Here is a 17887-nt window from a genome sequence, read left to right as displayed (position 1 = left end):
CTGCGCGGCGGTTCAGTCACCGGCGCCGGTGCGGACGTCCGCGCCGCCCGGACCGGTCACGCGGCGGCGGGCATCGTCGCGCGCATCGCGTCGCGTGCGTGGGCCACCAGTGCCTCGGGGGTCAGCGTCGCCAGCGTGCGGCGGGTGTGGCCGATCAGTGCCTCCGCGGCCTCGGTGAGCGCCTCGTCGTCGAGCGGCCGGCCGGGGATCGCGGCTCCGTCCGCGAGGAACGCCTGCAGCAGGGCGTAGAGGTTCGCGGTGCCCGCCTCGCGCACGGTCAGCGAGAGGTGGACGGACGGAGCGTCGCCCACAGCGTCCGCGTGGTGCGCGAACCCCCGCGGCACGTACAGGACTTCGCCGGGGCGCAGGACGGTCTCCAGCAGTGCCTCGCCCGGGTCGCCGTCCTCCCTGGCCGGTTCCCAGTTGCCGTCGGCCGGTCCGGCGTGGACGCGCCAGCGCTTCTCCCCGCTGATCTGGATCGCGAGGACGTCGGCGTCGTCGCGGTGGAGGGGGCGGCCCTGGGTGCCCGCGGGGGTGCGGAAGCAGAACGCCTCCACCTGGCGGCCGAGTTGCCCGGCGAGGCCCGTGGTGAGGGCCCGTACACCCTGGTGCCACTGGTCCACGTACCGCAGCAGTACGGTGGCCCGCTCCTCGTCGACCAGTCGGCGCACGAGTTCCGCGTCCGCGTAGTCCTCGACCACCTCGCCGAGCACCACCCGCGGCGTGCAGAACCGTTCGGCGGGTACGTGGCTGTCCTCGTGGACGAGCCCGATGTAGGGCACCTTGAGCAGCCCGGCATCGAGCAGGCCGTCGAGTTCGGCGGTGTCCAGGAGGTCCACCGGGGGGTCCTCGGGGCGCAGCACGGCCGGTGCGCGGCGCCAGTGCGTGGCGAAGAACTCCTGCTCGTCCCGGACACATCGCTTCAGCCAGTCCATCGTTGTTCTCACTCTCCGTCGGGTGCTCCGGCCGCTCAGGCCGTGGGGCGGCTGCTGTACGCGTGCAGGCGGGCGCTGTGCACGAGGGACTCGGCGTCCGCGCTGTCGAGCCGGACGCGGAAGTGGTCGAGGAGGGCGGCGGCCGTCCCGGTCAGATCCGCGTCGTCGAGGGGGCGGGCGGGCAGGGCGAGGCCGGAGGAGAGCAGGGACTGCAGCTCCGCGCGCAGGTGCCCGGCGCCGGCTTCGCGCAGCGCGATCGTGAGGTGCAGCGAGGGGCCGTCCTCGGTGGCCTGCGCGGTGTGGGCGTAACCGTTCGGGACGTACAGGACCTCGCCGGCCCGTACGACGGTGTCGAGCAGGACCGGGCCCGGGTCGTCCTCCCGTACGGGCTGCCAGCCCGCGTCGGTGGGGCCGCCGAACACCTGCCAGTGCTTGGCGCCGCTGAGCTGGAGCACGAGGATGTCGCCGTCGTCGCGGTGTACGGCGCCGAAGCGGCCGGGCTGTGAGTAGAAGCAGAACGCCTCGGCCAGCCGCCCGAGTTGCTCGGCGAGGCCCGTGGTGAGCTGCCGGACCGGCGGGTACCAGTGGTTGACGTAGCGAAGTTGCAGGGTGGCCTGCTCCTCCCGGATCAGCGTCCGTACGCGCTCCGGGTCGAGCCAGCCTTCGAGATACCGCCCGGCCACCACGCGGGGCGGGCAGAAGGCCGCCTCCGGCACGGCGCCGGCCTTCGTGAACAGTCCGGCGTAGGGCACTCTCAGGGCGCCCGAGTCGATGAGGTCGTCGAGGTCGGCGGGGGTGAGGATTTCGGTGGGCGGATCGTCCGGCCGCAGCACGACGGGCCCTTGGCGCCACTGCGTACGGAGGAACCGTTCCGCGTCGGAAACACAGCGTTCGAGCCAGTTCACGGCTCACTCTCCTTGCTCACGTTGCTCACGCTCCGGCTGCGGGGCCCGCCGGCCGGGTGGCAGGCGGGCCCCGTCAGGGCGCTGTCGGGTCGGATCCGAAGGGACCGCGGGAGTCGGACGGCTCCGGGGGTCGGGCGACCATCGGAGTCGGACGACTGCCGGGATCAGCCGACCGGGGTCGGTCGGGCGACTGCCGGGGTCAACCGACCGGGATCGGTCGGACGACTGCCGGGGTCAACCGACCGGGATCAGTCGGACGACTGCCGGGATCAGATGACGTCCGGGTAGCAGTCGCCGCAGCCCGCCTCGACGGAGTGGCTGGGCGCGGAGTCCGTCGCGGCGAAGGCGCTCGGGGCGAACATCGAGCCGCCGATGACCGCAGCCGCGGCGACACCGAGCGCGGCCTTGCGGGACAGGGTCAGGCCGGTCTTGGTCTGGGCGTCGGTCGACTGGGCGGTGTTCTGCGAGAGGTTCATGAGATCTCCTGTGACATCGGCCGGTCCTGTGAGGACCGGGGTTCTGCCTGGGGCGTTTCCCCTTGGCTGGTCTCAATACTGGATTCCGCCCGCCTTCGCCGACAGTGACGAGAGCCCGCTCCCGCATGCACGTGACCCGAGGTCCCGGGACGGCCGGGCACACCATGACACCGCGTCCTGGGCCGGGGTTCGGGCCTGGGTCGGGGCCGGGGTTTGAGCCTGGGTTCGGGCCTGGGTTGGGCCTGGGTTGGGCCTGGATCGGAAACCCGGCTCACCGGGGCCTGGGGCCAGATCGCGGTGAGCCGGGTGAGGTGTTCTGCTGCGGCGCACGACCGACCCGGGCCCGGACGGTGGCCCCGGTCGTGCGCGTGTGCACGGGAACGGGGCGCACCGTGCGGTGTTCAGTCGGTGGTGGCCGGGCGGTCGGCGGCGGCGATCAGATCGGCGAAGGTCAGGGGGGTGCCGGATGGCGGGGTGGCCGTGGGCCGGGTCGCTGCTGCCGTGTCGAGGCCGTCGAGGGCCAGGTCGAGGTGGCGGTGGAGGAGGTCGCCGTCGGGGTCGAGGCGGTCCAGCCCGCCGGGGAGGGGGCGGGAGAGGCGGATCGAGAGCAGCACGAGGTCGCCCATGCCCACGTCTCGGCGGAGCCGGCCGGAGTGGTGCGCGGCGTCGATCAGGCTCTGGACGGTGTTCGCGGTGCTGGTGCGGATGCGTACGAGTTCCTCGTCGACGACGAGGCCTTCGAGCAGGACGAGGATGACCGCGCCCATCCGCAGGTCCGCCGCCGCGTGGACGAAGCGGCGGACGGCCGCGAAGGCGTCGTCGTCCACCGCGGCCGCCGCTTCGGCCGCGCTCTCCAGGCGGACGAGCAGGTCGCCGGTCAGGTCCCGGACGAGCGCCTCCCGGTCGGGGTAGCGCCGGTAGAGCGTGCCGGGCCCGATTCCGGCCCGGCGCACGATCAGGTCCAGGGGCGCGTCGAGACCGCGCTCCAGGAAGACGTCCCGGGCCGCGTCGAGAATCCGCCGCCTGCTGCGTGCCGCATCCGCCCGCACGGTGTACCGCCTTTCGTCGCCCAACCAATCGGAGAGTTTCCCTCCGCATGCTATCTTCCTGAAGACGGAGAAAAACTCTCCGTTTAAGGTTCAGTGTCGAAAGGAGCACGCCATGAACGGCGCGCTGACTGTCCGGACCGTGATCGACGGCACCGAGTACACGCGGGACGACGTCCGCCGATGGGAGCTGGACCGCGCCCGCACCGCGCTCGCCCTGCTCAAGGACCGGATCGGGGACGAGTCGATGCGGGAACTGCTCACCGAGGACCTCCGCGCGGCGGACGAGGCGATGGCACCGCTGCCGGACGCCTCGGGCGGCGCGTGGCGGTCCGCCGTGACCGAGATGGAGATCGGCGGGATCACCGCCGAGGAGTTCCTGACCTGGTGGCAGGGACGGCTCGCGAGCGCAGACCGGGCGGCGCTGCTCGCGGCCAATCCGGAGCACTACCTCGCCGACTCCGCCGACGGGGTGGTCGAGATCATCGAAACCATCGGCTCCGGACCGCTGCGCTTCTTCCTCACCTTCCACGACGGCGTCGCGATCGAGGGCGAGGGCCACGAGACCTACCCCGTCCGGATCGGCGGCACCGGCCGACTCGCCGACGGCACCGAGATCTGCCGCGTCATGCACGAGTTCGGCGACGGCCCGCACGGCCTGCGCATCCGCCTGACGATCCAGTTCCCCGCACACGCCCCCGAGCACGTCTTCACCGGCCACCAGTGGCACTTCGCCTGCGAGTTCCTCAACTGGCTGGAGGCCGCGCATGCGGCCCGGTAACCAGCGGCGGACCGGGCCCCGTATCAGTCGAGGGGCTCGGCGACCCCCGGGGTGAGCCAGTGGAGCCGGTCCGCGAGACCGGCCTCGGCGAAGCGGGCGGCGACCTGTTCGCGGCCCTCGGTGAAGTGCTCCCAGGAGTCGTAGTGCACCGGCACCACCCTGCGGGCGCCGAGCGAGCGGGTGAGGGCCGCCGCCTGGGCGCCGTCCATGGTGATCAGCTCGCCGCCGCCGAAGGCCTCGATACGCGCCGCCCCCAGGTGCAGCAGGGCGGTGCCGATCGTGAAGCGCCGGCCGATCTCGTCCAGCTCGGGAATGTGGACGGTGTCGCCGGAGACGTAGACGGCCTCGTCCTCGCCCGGCACCTCGACGACGAAGCCGGTGACGTCCCCGACAGGACCGTGCAGGCCGGGTGTGCCGGTGACCCGCACGGTCCTGTCGCCGACGGCCAGTGTCCGGGTCTCCCACGGCGCCAGGCCGCGGGCTTCGCCCCCGAGGCGCGCCGCGCCGCTGACGGTGGTGAGGACGGGACGCCCCGCCAGGAGTCCGCGTCCGGTGGCGTCCAAATTGTCGGGGTGCTCGTCATGGCTGAGCAGCACGGCGTCCACGTGGGGGAGCTCGGCCGCGCCGATCGCGGGACCGGCGGTGCTGCGCAGAGTGACCGGACCGTGGTGGTACACGGCGGGTGCGGGGTCGAACGCCGGGTCGGTGAGCAGACGCAGCCCGCCGATCTCCAGCAGGACGGTCGCGGTGCCCAGGTGGGTGACGGTGATCTTCAAGATGATTCTCCTTGGTCGAGACGGCGCCTCGGTGGTGTCGGCGCCTCGGTTGAGTCAGCGCCTCGGTCGAGACGGCGCCTTGGCGGTGTCGCCGCCGCCGTATCGCGGCGTGCGGAAGTGCTCGACGCCACGGGATGCGGCGCCGATGTCCTGAGGCGTCGGGGACCCGGGGCCGGCCCGGAGTCGTGGCGTCAGTGCGCGGAGGTCCGGAAGCGGCGCCGGTATGCGGCCGGCGTGGTGCCGAGGCGATCGCGGAAGACGCGGTGCAGGGTCTCCACGGAGCCGAAACCGCAGGCGCGCGCCACGTCGTCCAGCACCCGGTCCGTACGTTCCAGAAGTCTGCGCGCGGCCTCCAGCCGCATCTCCTCGACGAACGCACCGGGCGTGCTGCCAGTCTCGGCGTGGAAGGTCCGCGCGAAGTGGCGCTCGCTCATCGCCAGCCTGGAAGCCAGTGCGGGCACCGACAGATCGGCGTCCAGATGCGCACCGATCCACAGGCGCAGACTGCGTACGTCGTCCCGGCTTCCCGCCTGCTGAGCGAGCGGCACGCTGAATTGACTCTGCCCGCCCGGCCGTTGCAGGTACATGACCATGATCCGGGCCACTTCCAGCGCGACCCGGTCCCCGTGGTCGTCGGCGACCAGGGCGAGCGCGAGGTCCATCGACGAGGTGAGTCCGGCACTGGTCCACATCCGTCCCGAGCGTACGAAGACGGGGTCGGCCTCGACCTCGATCTCCGGGTACTCGGCGGCGAGGCGTGCGGCGGTCGCCCAGTGCGTCGTGGCCCGGTGGCCGTCGAGCAGCCCGGCGGCCGCCGTCACATGCGCGCCCGCGCACACCGAGGCGACCCGGCCGGCCTCCGGCCCGGCCTCCCGGAGCCACGCGACCACGGCCTCGTCGATCCGCGGCTCCGGGCCCTGCGGACCGATGTCCATCCGGCCGGGCACCAGCACGGTGTCGGGCCTCCCGGACTCCTCGGCGAAGGTCCCGTCGACGCCGAGCCGTACGCCCGAGAAGGTCGCCACGTCGCCGGGCCGCTCCCCGACCACCCGCACCTCGTACGGCGCCCGCCCCGCGGGCGGCATCCGGGCGGCGAGCGCGAAGATCTCGGCCGGTCCGGTCACATCGAGTGCGTTGACTCCGGGGAACACCGGGATCACGACCAGATGCGGGATCGAAAGGGAATCGCTCATGCCCTCAACCTTCACCCCTGGCCGGAATGTCCGCAATGACAGATCTCTGCAACATACGGACAGCGGCATTCGGGCATCGAGCCGGACTTCCCGGCCGTTCCGAACGGCCCCGCCCGCGCGTCGACAGCCCCCTCGGGCCGCAGGCCCTTCCCGCGAGGCACCCCGGACAGACCTGATCAATCGTCACATTTCACCCCGGAAAACCGAGGCGTTCGCCGGGGCGGAGGGGGCTCCGCCCCTCATCCCGGATGTGAACATTCCGCGCCAAGCGTGCAACTGGCGTGTCGGTCTTGACATTTACCCAACAGGCCGATGCTAAGATCATCTTACTTCCAGTGGGCTGATGGCATACGGGGGCATTCCGGGAGGGATGGGTTCCTCGGCCCCACTTTCGGAGGCTTCCCCGCGTGACACAGGCCGTGGCGCAACCAGCCCGGCCCGTGCGGCACATGAGGGAGCGTCAAGCCGTTTCCATAGCCATGGCACTTGAAGTGAGTCTCATGACATTTGCACAGGGCCCGCTCCTCTGGGCGCTGGTTGTCGTAGCACTGGTCGCTGTCGGTGCCGTCCTGCGGGCTCGCAAGACCAATATCGGGCTTCGCAGACAGAACTCCCAACTCCGGGGCGAGCGCGACGCGCTGCAACGGCAGCGGGACGAGCTCCACGTCGCCCACACCGGTCTGCTGCACCGGCAGGCCGCCGAGATGACCGAGGTCCGCAAGGACGCCGAGGAGGAGACCAAGGCCGTCCTCAAGGCGGCCGTGCGCACCCTCCAAGGGCTCGCGGACGAGCAGCAGGTGGTCATCGAGAACGCCCAGAAGAAGTACGGCGACGACCCGCACATGCTCGCCGACCTGATGGCCATCGACCACGCCAACAGCCAGTTCGGCCGCCGGGCACAGGGCATCGCGGTGCTGTGCGGTGGCTGGCTCGGGCGCCGGGAGACCGTCGCGTCCGTCTTCGACGTGGCCCGCAGCGCCCAGGGCCGTATCCGGCAGTTCGACCGGGTCCGGGTCAACGGGCAGGTCAACTTCTCCGTCGTCAGCAAGGCCGTGGAGCCGGTGGCGGTGGTCCTCGCCGAGCTGCTGGCCAACGCCACCAACTACTCCGCCCCCGGCACCCCGGTGGAGATCAACATCCAGGCCGTCCCGATGGGCGTCTGCCTCATCGTCGACGACGCCGGCCTCGGCATGGGCCAGGAGGAGAAGGACCGCGCGGCGGCCCTCCTCGCGCCCCAGGCCGCGATCAGCGTCTCCAGCCTGGGCATTCCCCCACAGTTCGGATTCGCCGTCTCCGGCGTGCTGGCCTCCCGCTACGGGTTCAAGGTCTCGGTGGACTCCGTATCCCCCTATGGAGGCGTACGCGCGGTGGTTCTCCTGCCCGACGAGCTTCTCACCGGCGACGTGCCGGCGCCCCCGGCCGCCGCCGCGGCCCCGGTGGCCCACGGCGGCTACGACGCGGACGTGGCGGCGCTCCCCCAACGCCACGTGCCCGCGCCGGCCCCGACCCCGCTGTTCCCCCCGGCCGCGCAGCCGGCCTCCGCCCCGCAGCCCTCGGGGGCCTTCACCACCGCAGGCGGCCTGCCCAAGCGTCGTCGCAAGAGCCCGGTGTCCGTGGTGCCGTCGACCGAACCCGGGCCGGCGCGCAGCAACGAGGAGACCGCTTCCCGCCTGGGCGCGTTCCAGCGCGGAACCCGGTCCGGACGTGACCAGACGACGATGGAAGGACCCGAGATCCTGTGAACCCCGATCTCTCCTGGGTGCTCAACGATGTGCTCCAGGTACCCGGCGCCCGGCACGCGATCCTCGTATCCGCCGACGGCCTGCTGCTGGCCAACTCCAGCCAGATCGGCCGGGACGACGCGGAGACCGTGGCGGCGGCGATGAGTTCCATGCAGTCGCTGAGCCGGGCCGTCGCCCCCTTCATCGGCGCCCAGAACCCCGGCCGCTGGCGGCAGACCCTCCTTGAGTACGAGCACGGCTGGATCTTCCTGATCGCCGCCGGTACCGGCGCCTACCTGGCGGCGGCCGCCGCGGCCGACGTGGACATGGAGGCCATGTCCTTCCGCATGCAGCAGCAGGTCACCGCACTGGGGAAGGCGATGACCACGCCGCCCCGCCAGAACGCCGGAAGCGACGCATGACGGCGCCGGGCGAGGAGCAGTCGGTCAGCAGCGGGTTCGTCCGGTCGTACGTCATCACGGGCGGCCGCGGCCTGCCCGACGCGGAGGACCTCTCCCTCGTCACCCTGGTCACGATCGCGCCCGACCGGCTGCGGCCCCCGAACCCGAGCCCCGAGGTCCGGGCGATCTGGGAGCTGTGCTCCGGCGGCTATCTGTCGGTGGCCGAGGTGGCGGGCCACCTCGGGCAGCCGGTCGGAGTGGCGCGGCTGCTGCTGAACGACTTAGCGGAACAAGGTCATCTGATCCGCCGCAAGGCGCCCCCGCCGGCCCAGCTCGTTGACAGGAAGATCCTCGAAGAGGTGTTGCATGGACTCCAGGTCCGGTTCGGCTGAGAACATCTATGTGCCGGACGCGGTGCAGCGTGCGGCGAAGATCCTCGTCGTCGGACACTTCGCCGTGGGCAAGACGACGCTCATCGGCACCCTCTCCGAGATCACTCCGCTGCGCACCGAGGAGCGGATGACGCAGGCCAGCGCGCACATCGACGATCTGCGCGGCGCGCCCGACAAGGTGACCACGACGGTCGCGCTGGACTTCGGCCGTCTGACCCTGAGCGACGAGCTGGTGCTGTACCTGTTCGGTACGCCGGGCCAGCAGCGCTTCGTCGAGCTGTGGGAGGACATGGCACGGGGCTCGCTCGGTGCGCTGCTCCTCGTCGACCCGGCCCGTCTCGCCGACACCTTCCCGGTGATCGACCTGGTCGAGACGTACGGGCTGGAGTACGCGGTCGCGGTCAACAGCTTCGACCCGTACTCCCGGCATGCCGAGGAGGAGCTGCGCGAGGCCCTCGACCTGCTGCCGGACACCCCGGTCGTGTACTGCGACGCCCGGGACGAGAACTCGTCCGCGCAGGCCCTGATCACTCTGGTCCAGCACCTTCTCGCCCGGGTGGCCTGACCCCCGCTCCGTCCGCCGTCCTTCGGTACGGGTGGTCCCGTCCCCGTTTTCCGTCCACCGTCCGGGCCCCGCGAGGCCCGCGATCACATCGAGGAATCACACATGGACTCTCATCCGGGAGCCACCCCGTACAGCGCCCCCACCGGGTGCCCCATGCACAGTGAGCGGCAGAAGTCGCTCTACGGGCCGGAGTTCGCGTCCGATCCGCAGCGTGTGTACGACGAGTTCCGGGCGCACGGGCTCGCCGCTCCGATCGAGCTGGCACCCGGCGTGGACGCCACCCTCATCGTGCAGCACGAGGCCGCGCTCCGGGTCCTGCAGAACCCCTCCTACTTCGCCCGTGACTCACGGCGGTGGGCGGCGCTGCGGGAGGGCCGCGTACCGCTCGACAGCCCGGTGCTGCCCATGATGGCGTACCGGCCCAACTGCCTGTTCACGGACGGCACCGAGCATCTGCGCCTGCGCAAGGCGGTCACCGAGAGCCTCGGCCGGCTCAACACCACCCGGCTCAGCCGGGACGTCGAGCGCATCGCCGACTACCTCATCGACCAGTTCATCGAACGCGGCTCCGCCGACCTGCTGGGCGACTACGCCAAGCTTCTGCCGCTGCTGCTGTTCAACCAGCTCTTCGGCTGCCCCGGTGAGATCGGCGACCGGCTGACCCGCAGCATGTCCGCGATCTTCGACGGCGAGGACGTACTGCGGGCCAACGCCGAGCTGACCGAGTGCCTGATGGAGCTCGTCGCGCTCAAGCGGCGCCAGCCCGGCGAGGACATCACCTCCTGGCTCATCCAGCACCCGGCGGGTCTGCGGGACGAGGAGCTCAAGGACCAGCTCGTGATGCTGATGGGCGCGGGCATCGAACCGGAACGCAACCTCATAGCCAACGCGCTGCTCCTCCTGCTGTCGGACGACACCGGGAACGCGCAGCGGCGCGGTACGGGGCTGCTGGTCGAGGACGCCCTCGACGACGTGCTGTGGAACAACCCGCCGATCGCCAACTACGCGACGCACTTCCCGGTCCAGGACATCGACCTGGGCGGCGTGACGCTGAAGGCGGACACCCCCGTACTGATCAGTTTCGCCGCCGCGAACAGCGACCCCGCGCTCACCGACGCCCGCCAGACCCTGAGCAAGGGCGCCCATCTGGCCTGGGGCGCGGGTCCGCACGTCTGCCCGGCGAAGTCCCCCGCGCAGCTCATCGCCCTCACCGCGATCGAGAAGGTCCTCAACTCGGTGCCGGACCTGGCTCTCGCCGTCCCGGCCTCCGGTGTCGAGTGGCGGCCGGGACCGTTCCACCGCGCGATGGTGTCCCTGCCGGTGCGATTCAGCCCGAGTGCGCCGCGCCAGGCTGCGAAGGCCGCGACGCAGTCGCCCGTTTCGTCCCGGATCGCCACCCCGGAGGAGGCTCCCGCCGCGCGGTACGACCACGTGGAGCAACCGAAGAGGGCGAAGGGCTGGTGGAGTTCCTTCCTGGACGTGTTCCGCGTATGACGACGGCCGGTGACTGGTTTTCAGGCGGCATGTACGCATAACTCGCCTGACCGGGCAGCACACTTGAGGGCGACTGGGCATACGACAAGGGGTCGGCGGCACATTTCCCTGTGATACGGGCAACAGAGATCGACGCTTGGCGGAGAGATGCGGAGGGGTAGGTTCTGGCCGTAACCATGAGCCCAGGGCAAGGAACTCTGCGTGAGCGCTATATGTGGCACCGACCGGCCCCCCGTCGACCGGCGTGCCCTCATCTCCCTCCTGAGACGTCTCAAATCGCCCGAAGGGCAGGCTGATCCCTACGCCCTTCTGGGCGAGCTGAGAGCCATGGGAGACGTCGTACGCGCTCCGTGGGACGCGTACTTCGTCACCGGCTTCGACGTGTGCAGCGAGGTGCTTCGCGGCCGGAACTGGCTGGCGCCGGACTTCGCCTGGCAGGAGCGCCAGGCGGACACCGAGCGCTGGGACGCGGTCGCCACCCAGGAGATGACCAGGACGCTCTCCCGCCTCAACGCGCCCGAGCACACCTGCCAGCGCCGCAGCCTCGGCAATCTCTTCGACCGCTCGACCATCGAGCGGCTCGCTCCGCAGGTCGAGGAGCACGTCACCCGCCTGCTCGACGAGCTGGCCGAAAAGCTGGCCTGGGGCGAGGCCGACTTCGTCAGCACGGTCAGCGAACAGCTCCCGATCAGCACCATCGGCTCCTGGCTGGGCATCCCGCCCGAGGACTACGCCCACATCCTGGAGATCACCCACAACCAGGTGCACGCCCAGGAGCTGCTGCCCACCAAGAGCCAGCTCGCCGTGTCCGCCGAGGCGACCGTGCAGCTGCGCGCGTACTTCACCGAGCTGCTGAAACAGCGCCGCGCCAACCCCGGCAACGATGTCCTGACCGGCTGGATACACAGCTGGGACGCGCGGGAGCCCGACCGCGAGACGGCGGACGAGATTCTCTACCGGCTCACCATGTTCGTCACCATCGCCTCGCTGGAGACCACCGCGACGCTGCTGTCGGCCATGGTGGGGCTGCTGCTGAGGGAGCCGGGCCGGTGGGCCTGGCTCGCGGAGCACCCCGGGTACATCGACGCCGCCGTCGACGAGGCGCTCCGGTACGACCCGCCGATCCACATCAACACCCGGGTCGCCGCCGAGGACACCGTCCTGGCGGGCGTGCCGATCGCGAAGGACAGCATGGTCCACGTCATGTACGGGGCCGCCAACCACGACCCGCGGCGCAACACGGATCCGGACACCTTCGACATCGAGCGCACGGGCACCCACCTCACCTTCGGCGGCGGGGTGCACTACTGCCTGGGCGCGGCCCTCGCCCGCCTTGAGGCACGTACGCTGCTGACCCAGCTCGTGAAACGTTTCCCCACCCTGCGCGCCGTCACCCGGCCCAGTTATGCGTCCCGCCTGGTCTTCCGGCGCGTGACCTCGATGAGCGTGGCGGCATGAAGCTCTCGCTCCCCGACTACCTGCCCCCGTACCGACGGCCGCGCACGGTACGCACCCTGCGCGAGGGCCCCGTCCTGCGCGTGGAGCTGAACTGCCCCGCCACGGGCAACGCGGTCACCGAGGCGATGCTGGACGACCTGCTGGCGGTCCTGGCCGTACCGGACCCCGACGTCCGGGTCATGGTGCTCAGCGGGGCCGGGGACGACTTCTGCCTGGGCGGGGACCGCAACGAGTTCGCCGACTGGCTCGACGACGACCCCACCGGCCGGGGCATCCGGGTCGCGGGCGACAAGGCCCGCCGCGTCTGCGAGGCGATCTCCACCAGCCAGGCCGTCACCGTCGCCAGGATCCAGGGCAAGGCGATCGGCGCGGGTCTGGCGCTGGCCCTCGCCTGCGATCTGCGCGTGGGCGCCGACACCGCCGGCTTCCGGCTGCCGGAACTGGCCCTCGGGCTGCCCACCGCGTGGGGCGGCGTGCTGCCCCGGCTGATCCACGAGGTCGGCGCCGCCCGTGCGCGCGAGCTCATCCTGACCGGGCGGGCGTTCGACGCCGCCGAGGCGTACGAGCTGTCCGTCCTCCAGCGCGTGGTCCCCGAGGACGCCCTCGACGAAGCGGTCACCGCGTGGACCAAGCCCATCGTGCGCCGCCCCGAGGCCGCCCTGCGCGTCACGAAGGCCCTGCTCAACTCGTACGCCGCCCCGACGCGACTGGCCGATCCGTCGGTCCTGGACGCGGAACTGATGGCCACCGTCGCGGCCGCGACCCGCCGGAACCGCGACGCCCGGAGGACCGGGGCGGTGCGCTAGGCGGGTTGATCACGACCGTCGGCAACGCTCGTGATCAACACACCTGGAAGCCCCGTGCCCACGAGCCCGACCGCACTCACCCCGTGCCCACGAGCCCGACCGCACTCGCCGGTGACGCAGGTCACGGGAACCCTCCCCGGGGTGCCGGACAGCTGAGGGGGGTGAGCACACGCTCTCCACCACCACCGTCGCCGCTACCGCCACCACCACCGCCCGCCGCGATCGGCCGCCACCACTCATAACGCGAGTCACCGTGGCGTCACATCCCCCTCCGCTTCGGAAAGTGACACATTGGCCCAGCGACGTCACGTTGTTGATCGATGTGTGTGGAGGAACGCTCCGGCTTCCCCAGCTTGGTTCTGTTCATGAGTTCGGGTTCTGGCTCAACTGCCCTCATCACAGGTATGGAAAGGAAGCATCGGCAACGGCGGCTTTGTATGGCCCAGTTGAGGAAGGACGTCCAATAATGGCTGGGCATTCCGCGCGTGGCGGGCTAATCTCACCGATCATGACTGATTGGTACAAAATTTACTCGGACGATTGTGCCCTGCCCCCGGGGGGCGACCTGGACGAGCTCACCGCAGAGTTGGCGGAATGTCTGCGAGATCCGGACCCGGAGGTGCGCGACGGCTACCCGTACGGCGTGTTGCGCACCTGGATCGAGCGCGACGTCATCGACGGCGACCGCCGAATACGCCTGGGCAATGAAATGGCGGCCCGCTTCGCCGATGAGCAGATTCAGGCCCGCACGTTCGCGCCGCTGGTCCTGGCCATGATCGTCAACCGCGGGGACTTCTGCCGGGAATGGATGAACGCGTTCGCCCGCTGGTACCCCGCGGAGAGCGACCTGCGCGGACACGATGCGCGCCTGGGGTGGCTGCACGCTGTGGCACACGGCGCCGACTTGCTCGGCGCCTTCGGCTGCCACCGCGATGCCGAACCGGTCGAGATGCTGGACCTTGCGACCGCGCGGCTCGTCGCGCCCACCGATTACCTGTACGCCGAACGGGAAGACGATCGGCTCGCCCGCGCAATTGCGTTGACTCTCACCAACCCGAAGCTCACCGCGGATCAATCCGTCGCCTGGCTCGACGAAATCGGTGCCGACTTGCGGGCCGTGGCCCGGGGCACCACTCCGACGTACGTTTCCAACGCACTACGCACCCTGCGGATGCTCTACATTCTCGCCGACCTCGGCGTCTCGCCGCAGCCGGGGCAGCCGTCTCGTCAGCTTCCGCACCGCGACTCGGTCAAGCGGCGGATTGTTGAAGTGCTGGCGAATGATGCGAAATCCATCGGTTGACAATTCCACGCCGGAGGCCGACCGAACCTGACGGGCCGTCGCGGGAACTGCTTCTGCCTTCCCGCGCCGATGGCCCGTAGGGGTGGTGTCGCAGTGGATACCACCGCCGGATTCACTGCGGCGAAGCCTCTACGGAGAGGTGGAGGTGTCAGACGATGACGGGGACGGCCTCGGCGCGGTTGGTGGCCCAGTTGGTGACGATGGGCTTGTCGACGCTGGCGGTGTCGGGGAGCTTGAGTTCGGCGGGGTTGGGGTCGTCCTCGGTGGTGGCGATGATGACGTTCTCGAACTCCTTGCCGGCATTGCTGTTGGTGGTCTTGGGGTTGATACCGGTGTAGGCGACGGCGGAGCCGGTGAGCTTGATGGGGTCTTCGCCGCCCTGTCCGACGGGGGAGGCGACGCCGTCGGCGCCGGAGCCGAAGGACACGCTGGGGGTGTTGACGTCCAGGTAGCAGGTGATACCGGACTTGGCCTTGGCGGTGACGAGGTAGTAGCCGCCGGCCTGGGTCTCCGAGGTGACCGTGAAGTCCAGGTCGTTGGTGCCGCAGGACTGCCCGTAGCCGCCCTTCTTGCCGTCGCCGGAGTCGGCCTTGTCGCCGGAGCCGCTGGAGCCGCCGGACTTGGAGCCACCGGACTTGGAGCCACCGCCGGTGGAACCGCTGGTGGAGGGGCTGTCGCTGGAGGAGCTGTCGCTCCCGCCGCTGTTGGCGGAGGCGACGGCGGAGGGGGCCGTGGAACTGCCGGCGTCCGCGATGTCCTCGGGGTCGCAGGCGGTGGTGGTGGCGGCGAGGGCCGTCACGGCCGCGGCGGCCAGGACGAGACGGGCGGAACGGGCGGCGAGACGCGAGCGCATCGTGATCTCCAGCGGCTGTCGGTTGCGGTGTTTCCTGCTGACACCGATGACACTAGGGCCGAGTCGATCCTGAAATGATCCTGTACATGTCCGGGTTCTGTCTCAGCAACTTCGGTTCCAAAACGACCGTTCCCCCGCTTCCCGCGTCCGCAGGGGTCTGACCCGGGCGGCGGAGGCCGGCCCCGAGGAGGGCGCGACGCGCCCCGGCCGTCCTGTCCGGGCGGTACGCCGGGCCCGTCGCGTACGGCAGCGGTAGTACGTACGACTCCATGCAGGCGGACGACGACGATGACGCCCCCGTTCACGAAGGATTGAGGCATTCCTCCGGCCCCGCCGTGGACCGGCGCGGCCCAGGCACGGCCGGAGCGCGGCATCCGCGCCGCCGACCCGTTGCCCGATCCAGACAGACTGGAGCGCCTCTTCGTGGCTACCTTCCTCTACCGGCTAGGCCGCTTTTCCTTCCGGAGACGCCGACTCGTCGCCCTGCTCTGGGTGGTGGTCCTGGCCGCCTGCGCGTTCGCCGCGGCCAAGGCGCCGACCGCCGCCGAGGACGGGTTCTCGATGCCCGGAACGGAGTCGCAGAGGGCGTTCGACCTGCTGGACGAGCGCTTCCCCGGCGGCAACTCCAACACCGCCGACGCCCGCATCGTCTTCGTCGCCCCCAAGGGCCAGAAGGTGACGGCAACCGCGAACAGGGCGGCCGTCGAGAAGATCGTCACGAACGTGGCGAGCGGTTCGCAGGTCAAGGGCGCCCTCAACCCGTTCGACATGGCCGGAGCCGTCAGCAAGGACGGCACGACCGCGTACTCCACCATCTCGTACGCCGTACAGAGCGTCGACCTCACCGACGCCACGACCGAGGCGCTGGAGGACGCCGCGAAGGAGGGGCGCGACGCGGGCCTGACCGTGGAGCTCGGCGGCTCGGCCCTGGTGCCGGACGGGGAGCTCGGCGGCACGAGCGAACTCGTCGGCGTCGCCGCCGCCGCGGTCGTCCTGCTCATCACCTTCGGGTCGCTCGCCGCGGCGGGCCTCCCGCTGCTCACCGCGATCGTCGGCATCGGCGTGGGCGTGGCCTCGATCGTCGCCCTCGGGATGTCCACGACGACCACCACGCTCGCCCTGATGCTGGGGCTCGCGGTCGGCATCGACTACGCCCTGTTCATCGTCTCGCGCTACCGGACGGAACGCGCGGACGGCCACAGCGCCGAGGAAGCCGTCGCACGGGCCGTGGGCACAGCGGGTTCCGCCGTCGTCTTCGCCGGCCTCACCGTGGTCATCGCCCTGGCGGGCCTGTCCGTGGTCGGCATTCCCGTCCTCACCAAGATGGGCCTCGCCGCGGCGGGCACCGTCGTGATCGCCGTCCTCGTCGCGATCAGTCTGCTGCCCGCGCTGCTCGGCTTCTTCCAGAAGGCCGTCCTGTCGCGCACCGAGCGCCGGGCCGGGGGCGGTGCCAGGGGCCGGCAGCGTGCGAGGGGCGGCGCGGTGTCCGGGGCCGCCGGGAGCGCCAAGCCCAACATGGGCACCCGCTGGGCCCGCTTCGTGATCCGCCGACCGCTCGCGGTCCTGGTGCTCGGCGTCCTCGGCCTCGGCCTGATCTCCGTACCGGCGCTCGATCTCCGGCTCGGCATGCCGGGCGACGAGTCGAAGCCCACCTCGACCACCCAGCGCCGCGCCTACGACGCCCTGGCCGACGGCTTCGGCCCCGGCTTCAACGGGCCGCTCACGGTCGTCGTCGACGCCAAGGGATCGGACGACCCGAAGGCCGCCGCGGCACAGGCCGCGAAGCGGCTCTCCGCCACCGACGGCATCGTCGCCACGACGCCCCCCGCCTTCAACAAGGCCGGTGACACCGCGGTGCTCACCGCCGTGCCCGCCACCGGACCGAGCTCCTCGGACACCACGGACCTCGTCCACACCATCCGTGACGAGGCAGGCGGCCTGAAGTCCAAAACCGGTGCGACGATGCTCGTCACCGGCACGACCGCGGTGAACGTCGACATCTCGCAGAAGCTCAACGACGCACTCGTCCCCTACCTGACGCTCGTCGTCGGCCTGGCCTTTCTGCTCCTGATGATCGTCTTCCGCTCGCTGCTCGTGCCGCTCAAGGCGGCGCTCGGCTTCCTGCTGTCGGTGACGGCGTCCTTCGGAGTGATCGTCGCGGTCTTCCAGTGGGGCTGGCTCGCCGATGCCCTCGGCGTCGAGCAGACCGGGCCGGTGATGAGCATCACGCCGATCTTCCTGATCGGTGTGGTCTTCGGCCTGGCCATGGACTACGAGGTCTTCCTGGTGACCCGGATGCGGGAGGCGTACGTCCACGGGGAGCGGCCCGGCGAGGCGATCGTCGCCGGCTTCCGGCACAGCGCGCGGGTGGTCGTCGCGGCGGCCGTGATCATGATCGCGGTGTTCGCCGGATTCATCGGGATGGACGAGTCGATGATCAAGATGATGGGCCTGGGCCTCGCCTCGGCCGTCTTCTTCGACGCGTTCGTCGTCCGGATGACGATCGTCCCGGCCGTTCTCGCCCTGCTCGGCGACCGGGCGTGGTGGCTGCCCCGGTGGCTGGAGAAGGCCGTGCCCCGGGTGGACGTCGAGGGCGAGAAGCTGACCCACGGCGGGCCCGCGGCCGTACCGGTGGCCGAACCCGAACCCGAACCCGATCCCGTGCGCGTATGAGCGCGATCGGTGACGTGGCGTGAAGTGAAGAGAAGTGACGTGACGTGAAGTGACGTGTCCGGGGCCCGTCCGTCGTGCGGCATGACGGGCGGGCCTCCGGCCGCCCCGG

Annotated in this window: 17 protein-coding genes; 10 read left to right on the top strand and 7 right to left on the bottom strand. The window is 70.9% G+C overall.

Translation table 11 applies throughout. The features are described 5' to 3' along the window. Window positions 1-56: 56 nt before the first annotated feature. The 4 genes from ACFVT1_RS05860 to ACFVT1_RS05845 form a co-directional block, all read right to left on the bottom strand. On the bottom strand, window positions 57-935 hold the full coding sequence (locus ACFVT1_RS05860; RefSeq protein WP_389792899.1) for a JmjC domain-containing protein: 879 nt from the start codon (window positions 933-935) through the stop codon (window positions 57-59). 35 nt (window positions 936-970) lie between these two features. Continuing rightward, the gene (locus ACFVT1_RS05855) at window positions 971-1840 is read right to left on the bottom strand and encodes a JmjC domain-containing protein (RefSeq protein ID WP_389792897.1); all 870 of its coding nucleotides are present in this window, start codon (window positions 1838-1840) and stop codon (window positions 971-973) included. Window positions 1841-2109: 269 nt separating this feature from the next. Then, window positions 2110-2316: a hypothetical protein gene (locus ACFVT1_RS05850; RefSeq protein WP_362192995.1), complete on the bottom strand. Its 207-nt coding sequence runs from the start codon at window positions 2314-2316 to the stop codon at window positions 2110-2112. A gap of 401 nt (window positions 2317-2717) precedes the next feature. Continuing rightward, window positions 2718-3389, bottom strand: a complete 672-nt coding sequence (locus ACFVT1_RS05845) for a helix-turn-helix domain-containing protein (protein WP_389792895.1) — start codon at window positions 3387-3389, stop codon at window positions 2718-2720. A gap of 88 nt (window positions 3390-3477) precedes the next feature. Here ACFVT1_RS05845 and ACFVT1_RS05840 point away from each other — a divergent pair, with 88 nt between their 5' ends. Then, complete coding sequence (locus ACFVT1_RS05840) at window positions 3478-4143, top strand: hypothetical protein (RefSeq protein WP_389792893.1); 666 nt, start codon at window positions 3478-3480, stop codon at window positions 4141-4143. A gap of 23 nt (window positions 4144-4166) precedes the next feature. Here ACFVT1_RS05840 and ACFVT1_RS05835 read toward each other — a convergent pair whose 3' ends face one another. Together ACFVT1_RS05835 and ACFVT1_RS05830 are read right to left on the bottom strand one after the other, a co-directional pair. After that, on the bottom strand, window positions 4167-4922 hold the full coding sequence (locus tag ACFVT1_RS05835; RefSeq protein ID WP_389793357.1) for an MBL fold metallo-hydrolase: 756 nt from the start codon (window positions 4920-4922) through the stop codon (window positions 4167-4169). 188 nt (window positions 4923-5110) lie between these two features. Continuing rightward, window positions 5111-6112, bottom strand: coding sequence for a GlxA family transcriptional regulator (locus ACFVT1_RS05830; protein ID WP_389792891.1), 1002 nt, complete (start codon window positions 6110-6112; stop codon window positions 5111-5113). 500 nt (window positions 6113-6612) lie between these two features. On the opposite strand from ACFVT1_RS05830, the gene ACFVT1_RS05825 reads away from it, so the two are divergent. The 8 genes from ACFVT1_RS05825 to ACFVT1_RS05790 all read left to right on the top strand — a co-directional run bounded on the left by ACFVT1_RS05825 (window position 6613) and on the right by ACFVT1_RS05790 (window position 14252). Next, entirely contained in the window at window positions 6613-7854 is a 1242-nt protein-coding gene (locus ACFVT1_RS05825) for an ATP-binding protein (protein ID WP_389792889.1), read from the top strand. Further along, window positions 7851-8255, top strand: coding sequence for a roadblock/LC7 domain-containing protein (locus tag ACFVT1_RS05820; RefSeq protein ID WP_389792887.1), 405 nt, complete (start codon window positions 7851-7853; stop codon window positions 8253-8255). The genes ACFVT1_RS05825 and ACFVT1_RS05820 overlap by 4 nt, the downstream gene beginning before the upstream one ends. Then, on the top strand, window positions 8252-8626 hold the full coding sequence (locus ACFVT1_RS05815) for a DUF742 domain-containing protein (protein ID WP_362192980.1): 375 nt from the start codon (window positions 8252-8254) through the stop codon (window positions 8624-8626). Before ACFVT1_RS05820 ends, ACFVT1_RS05815 begins: the two co-directional genes overlap by 4 nt. Further along, on the top strand, window positions 8601-9191 hold the full coding sequence (locus ACFVT1_RS05810; RefSeq protein ID WP_389792885.1) for an ATP/GTP-binding protein: 591 nt from the start codon (window positions 8601-8603) through the stop codon (window positions 9189-9191). Before ACFVT1_RS05815 ends, ACFVT1_RS05810 begins: the two co-directional genes overlap by 26 nt. A 102-nt stretch (window positions 9192-9293) precedes the next feature. Further along, window positions 9294-10685, top strand: a complete 1392-nt coding sequence (locus ACFVT1_RS05805; protein ID WP_389792883.1) for a cytochrome P450 — start codon at window positions 9294-9296, stop codon at window positions 10683-10685. 327 nt (window positions 10686-11012) lie between these two features. Further along, complete coding sequence (locus ACFVT1_RS05800) at window positions 11013-12143, top strand: cytochrome P450 (RefSeq protein WP_389793356.1); 1131 nt, start codon at window positions 11013-11015, stop codon at window positions 12141-12143. Then, window positions 12140-12949, top strand: coding sequence for an enoyl-CoA hydratase/isomerase family protein (locus tag ACFVT1_RS05795; RefSeq protein WP_389792881.1), 810 nt, complete (start codon window positions 12140-12142; stop codon window positions 12947-12949). The genes ACFVT1_RS05800 and ACFVT1_RS05795 overlap by 4 nt, the downstream gene beginning before the upstream one ends. Window positions 12950-13457: 508 nt before the next feature. Next, the gene (locus ACFVT1_RS05790) at window positions 13458-14252 is read left to right on the top strand and encodes a DUF2785 domain-containing protein (RefSeq protein ID WP_389792878.1); all 795 of its coding nucleotides are present in this window, start codon (window positions 13458-13460) and stop codon (window positions 14250-14252) included. Between the two features lie 148 nt (window positions 14253-14400). On the opposite strand, the gene ACFVT1_RS05785 is transcribed toward ACFVT1_RS05790, so the two are convergent. Further along, a complete protein-coding gene (locus ACFVT1_RS05785; protein WP_389792876.1) occupies window positions 14401-15105 on the bottom strand; it encodes a hypothetical protein in 705 nt (234 codons plus the stop codon). Window positions 15106-15528: 423 nt separating this feature from the next. On the opposite strand from ACFVT1_RS05785, the gene ACFVT1_RS05780 reads away from it, so the two are divergent. Further along, entirely contained in the window at window positions 15529-17778 is a 2250-nt protein-coding gene (locus ACFVT1_RS05780) for an MMPL family transporter (protein ID WP_389792874.1), read from the top strand. The last annotated feature ends 109 nt before the right edge of the window (window positions 17779-17887 follow it).

Source organism: Streptomyces sp. NPDC057963, from assembly GCF_042887155.1.
GTDB lineage: Bacteria > Actinomycetota > Actinomycetes > Streptomycetales > Streptomycetaceae > Streptomyces.
This window is presented reverse-complemented; position numbering and strand designations above follow the sequence as displayed.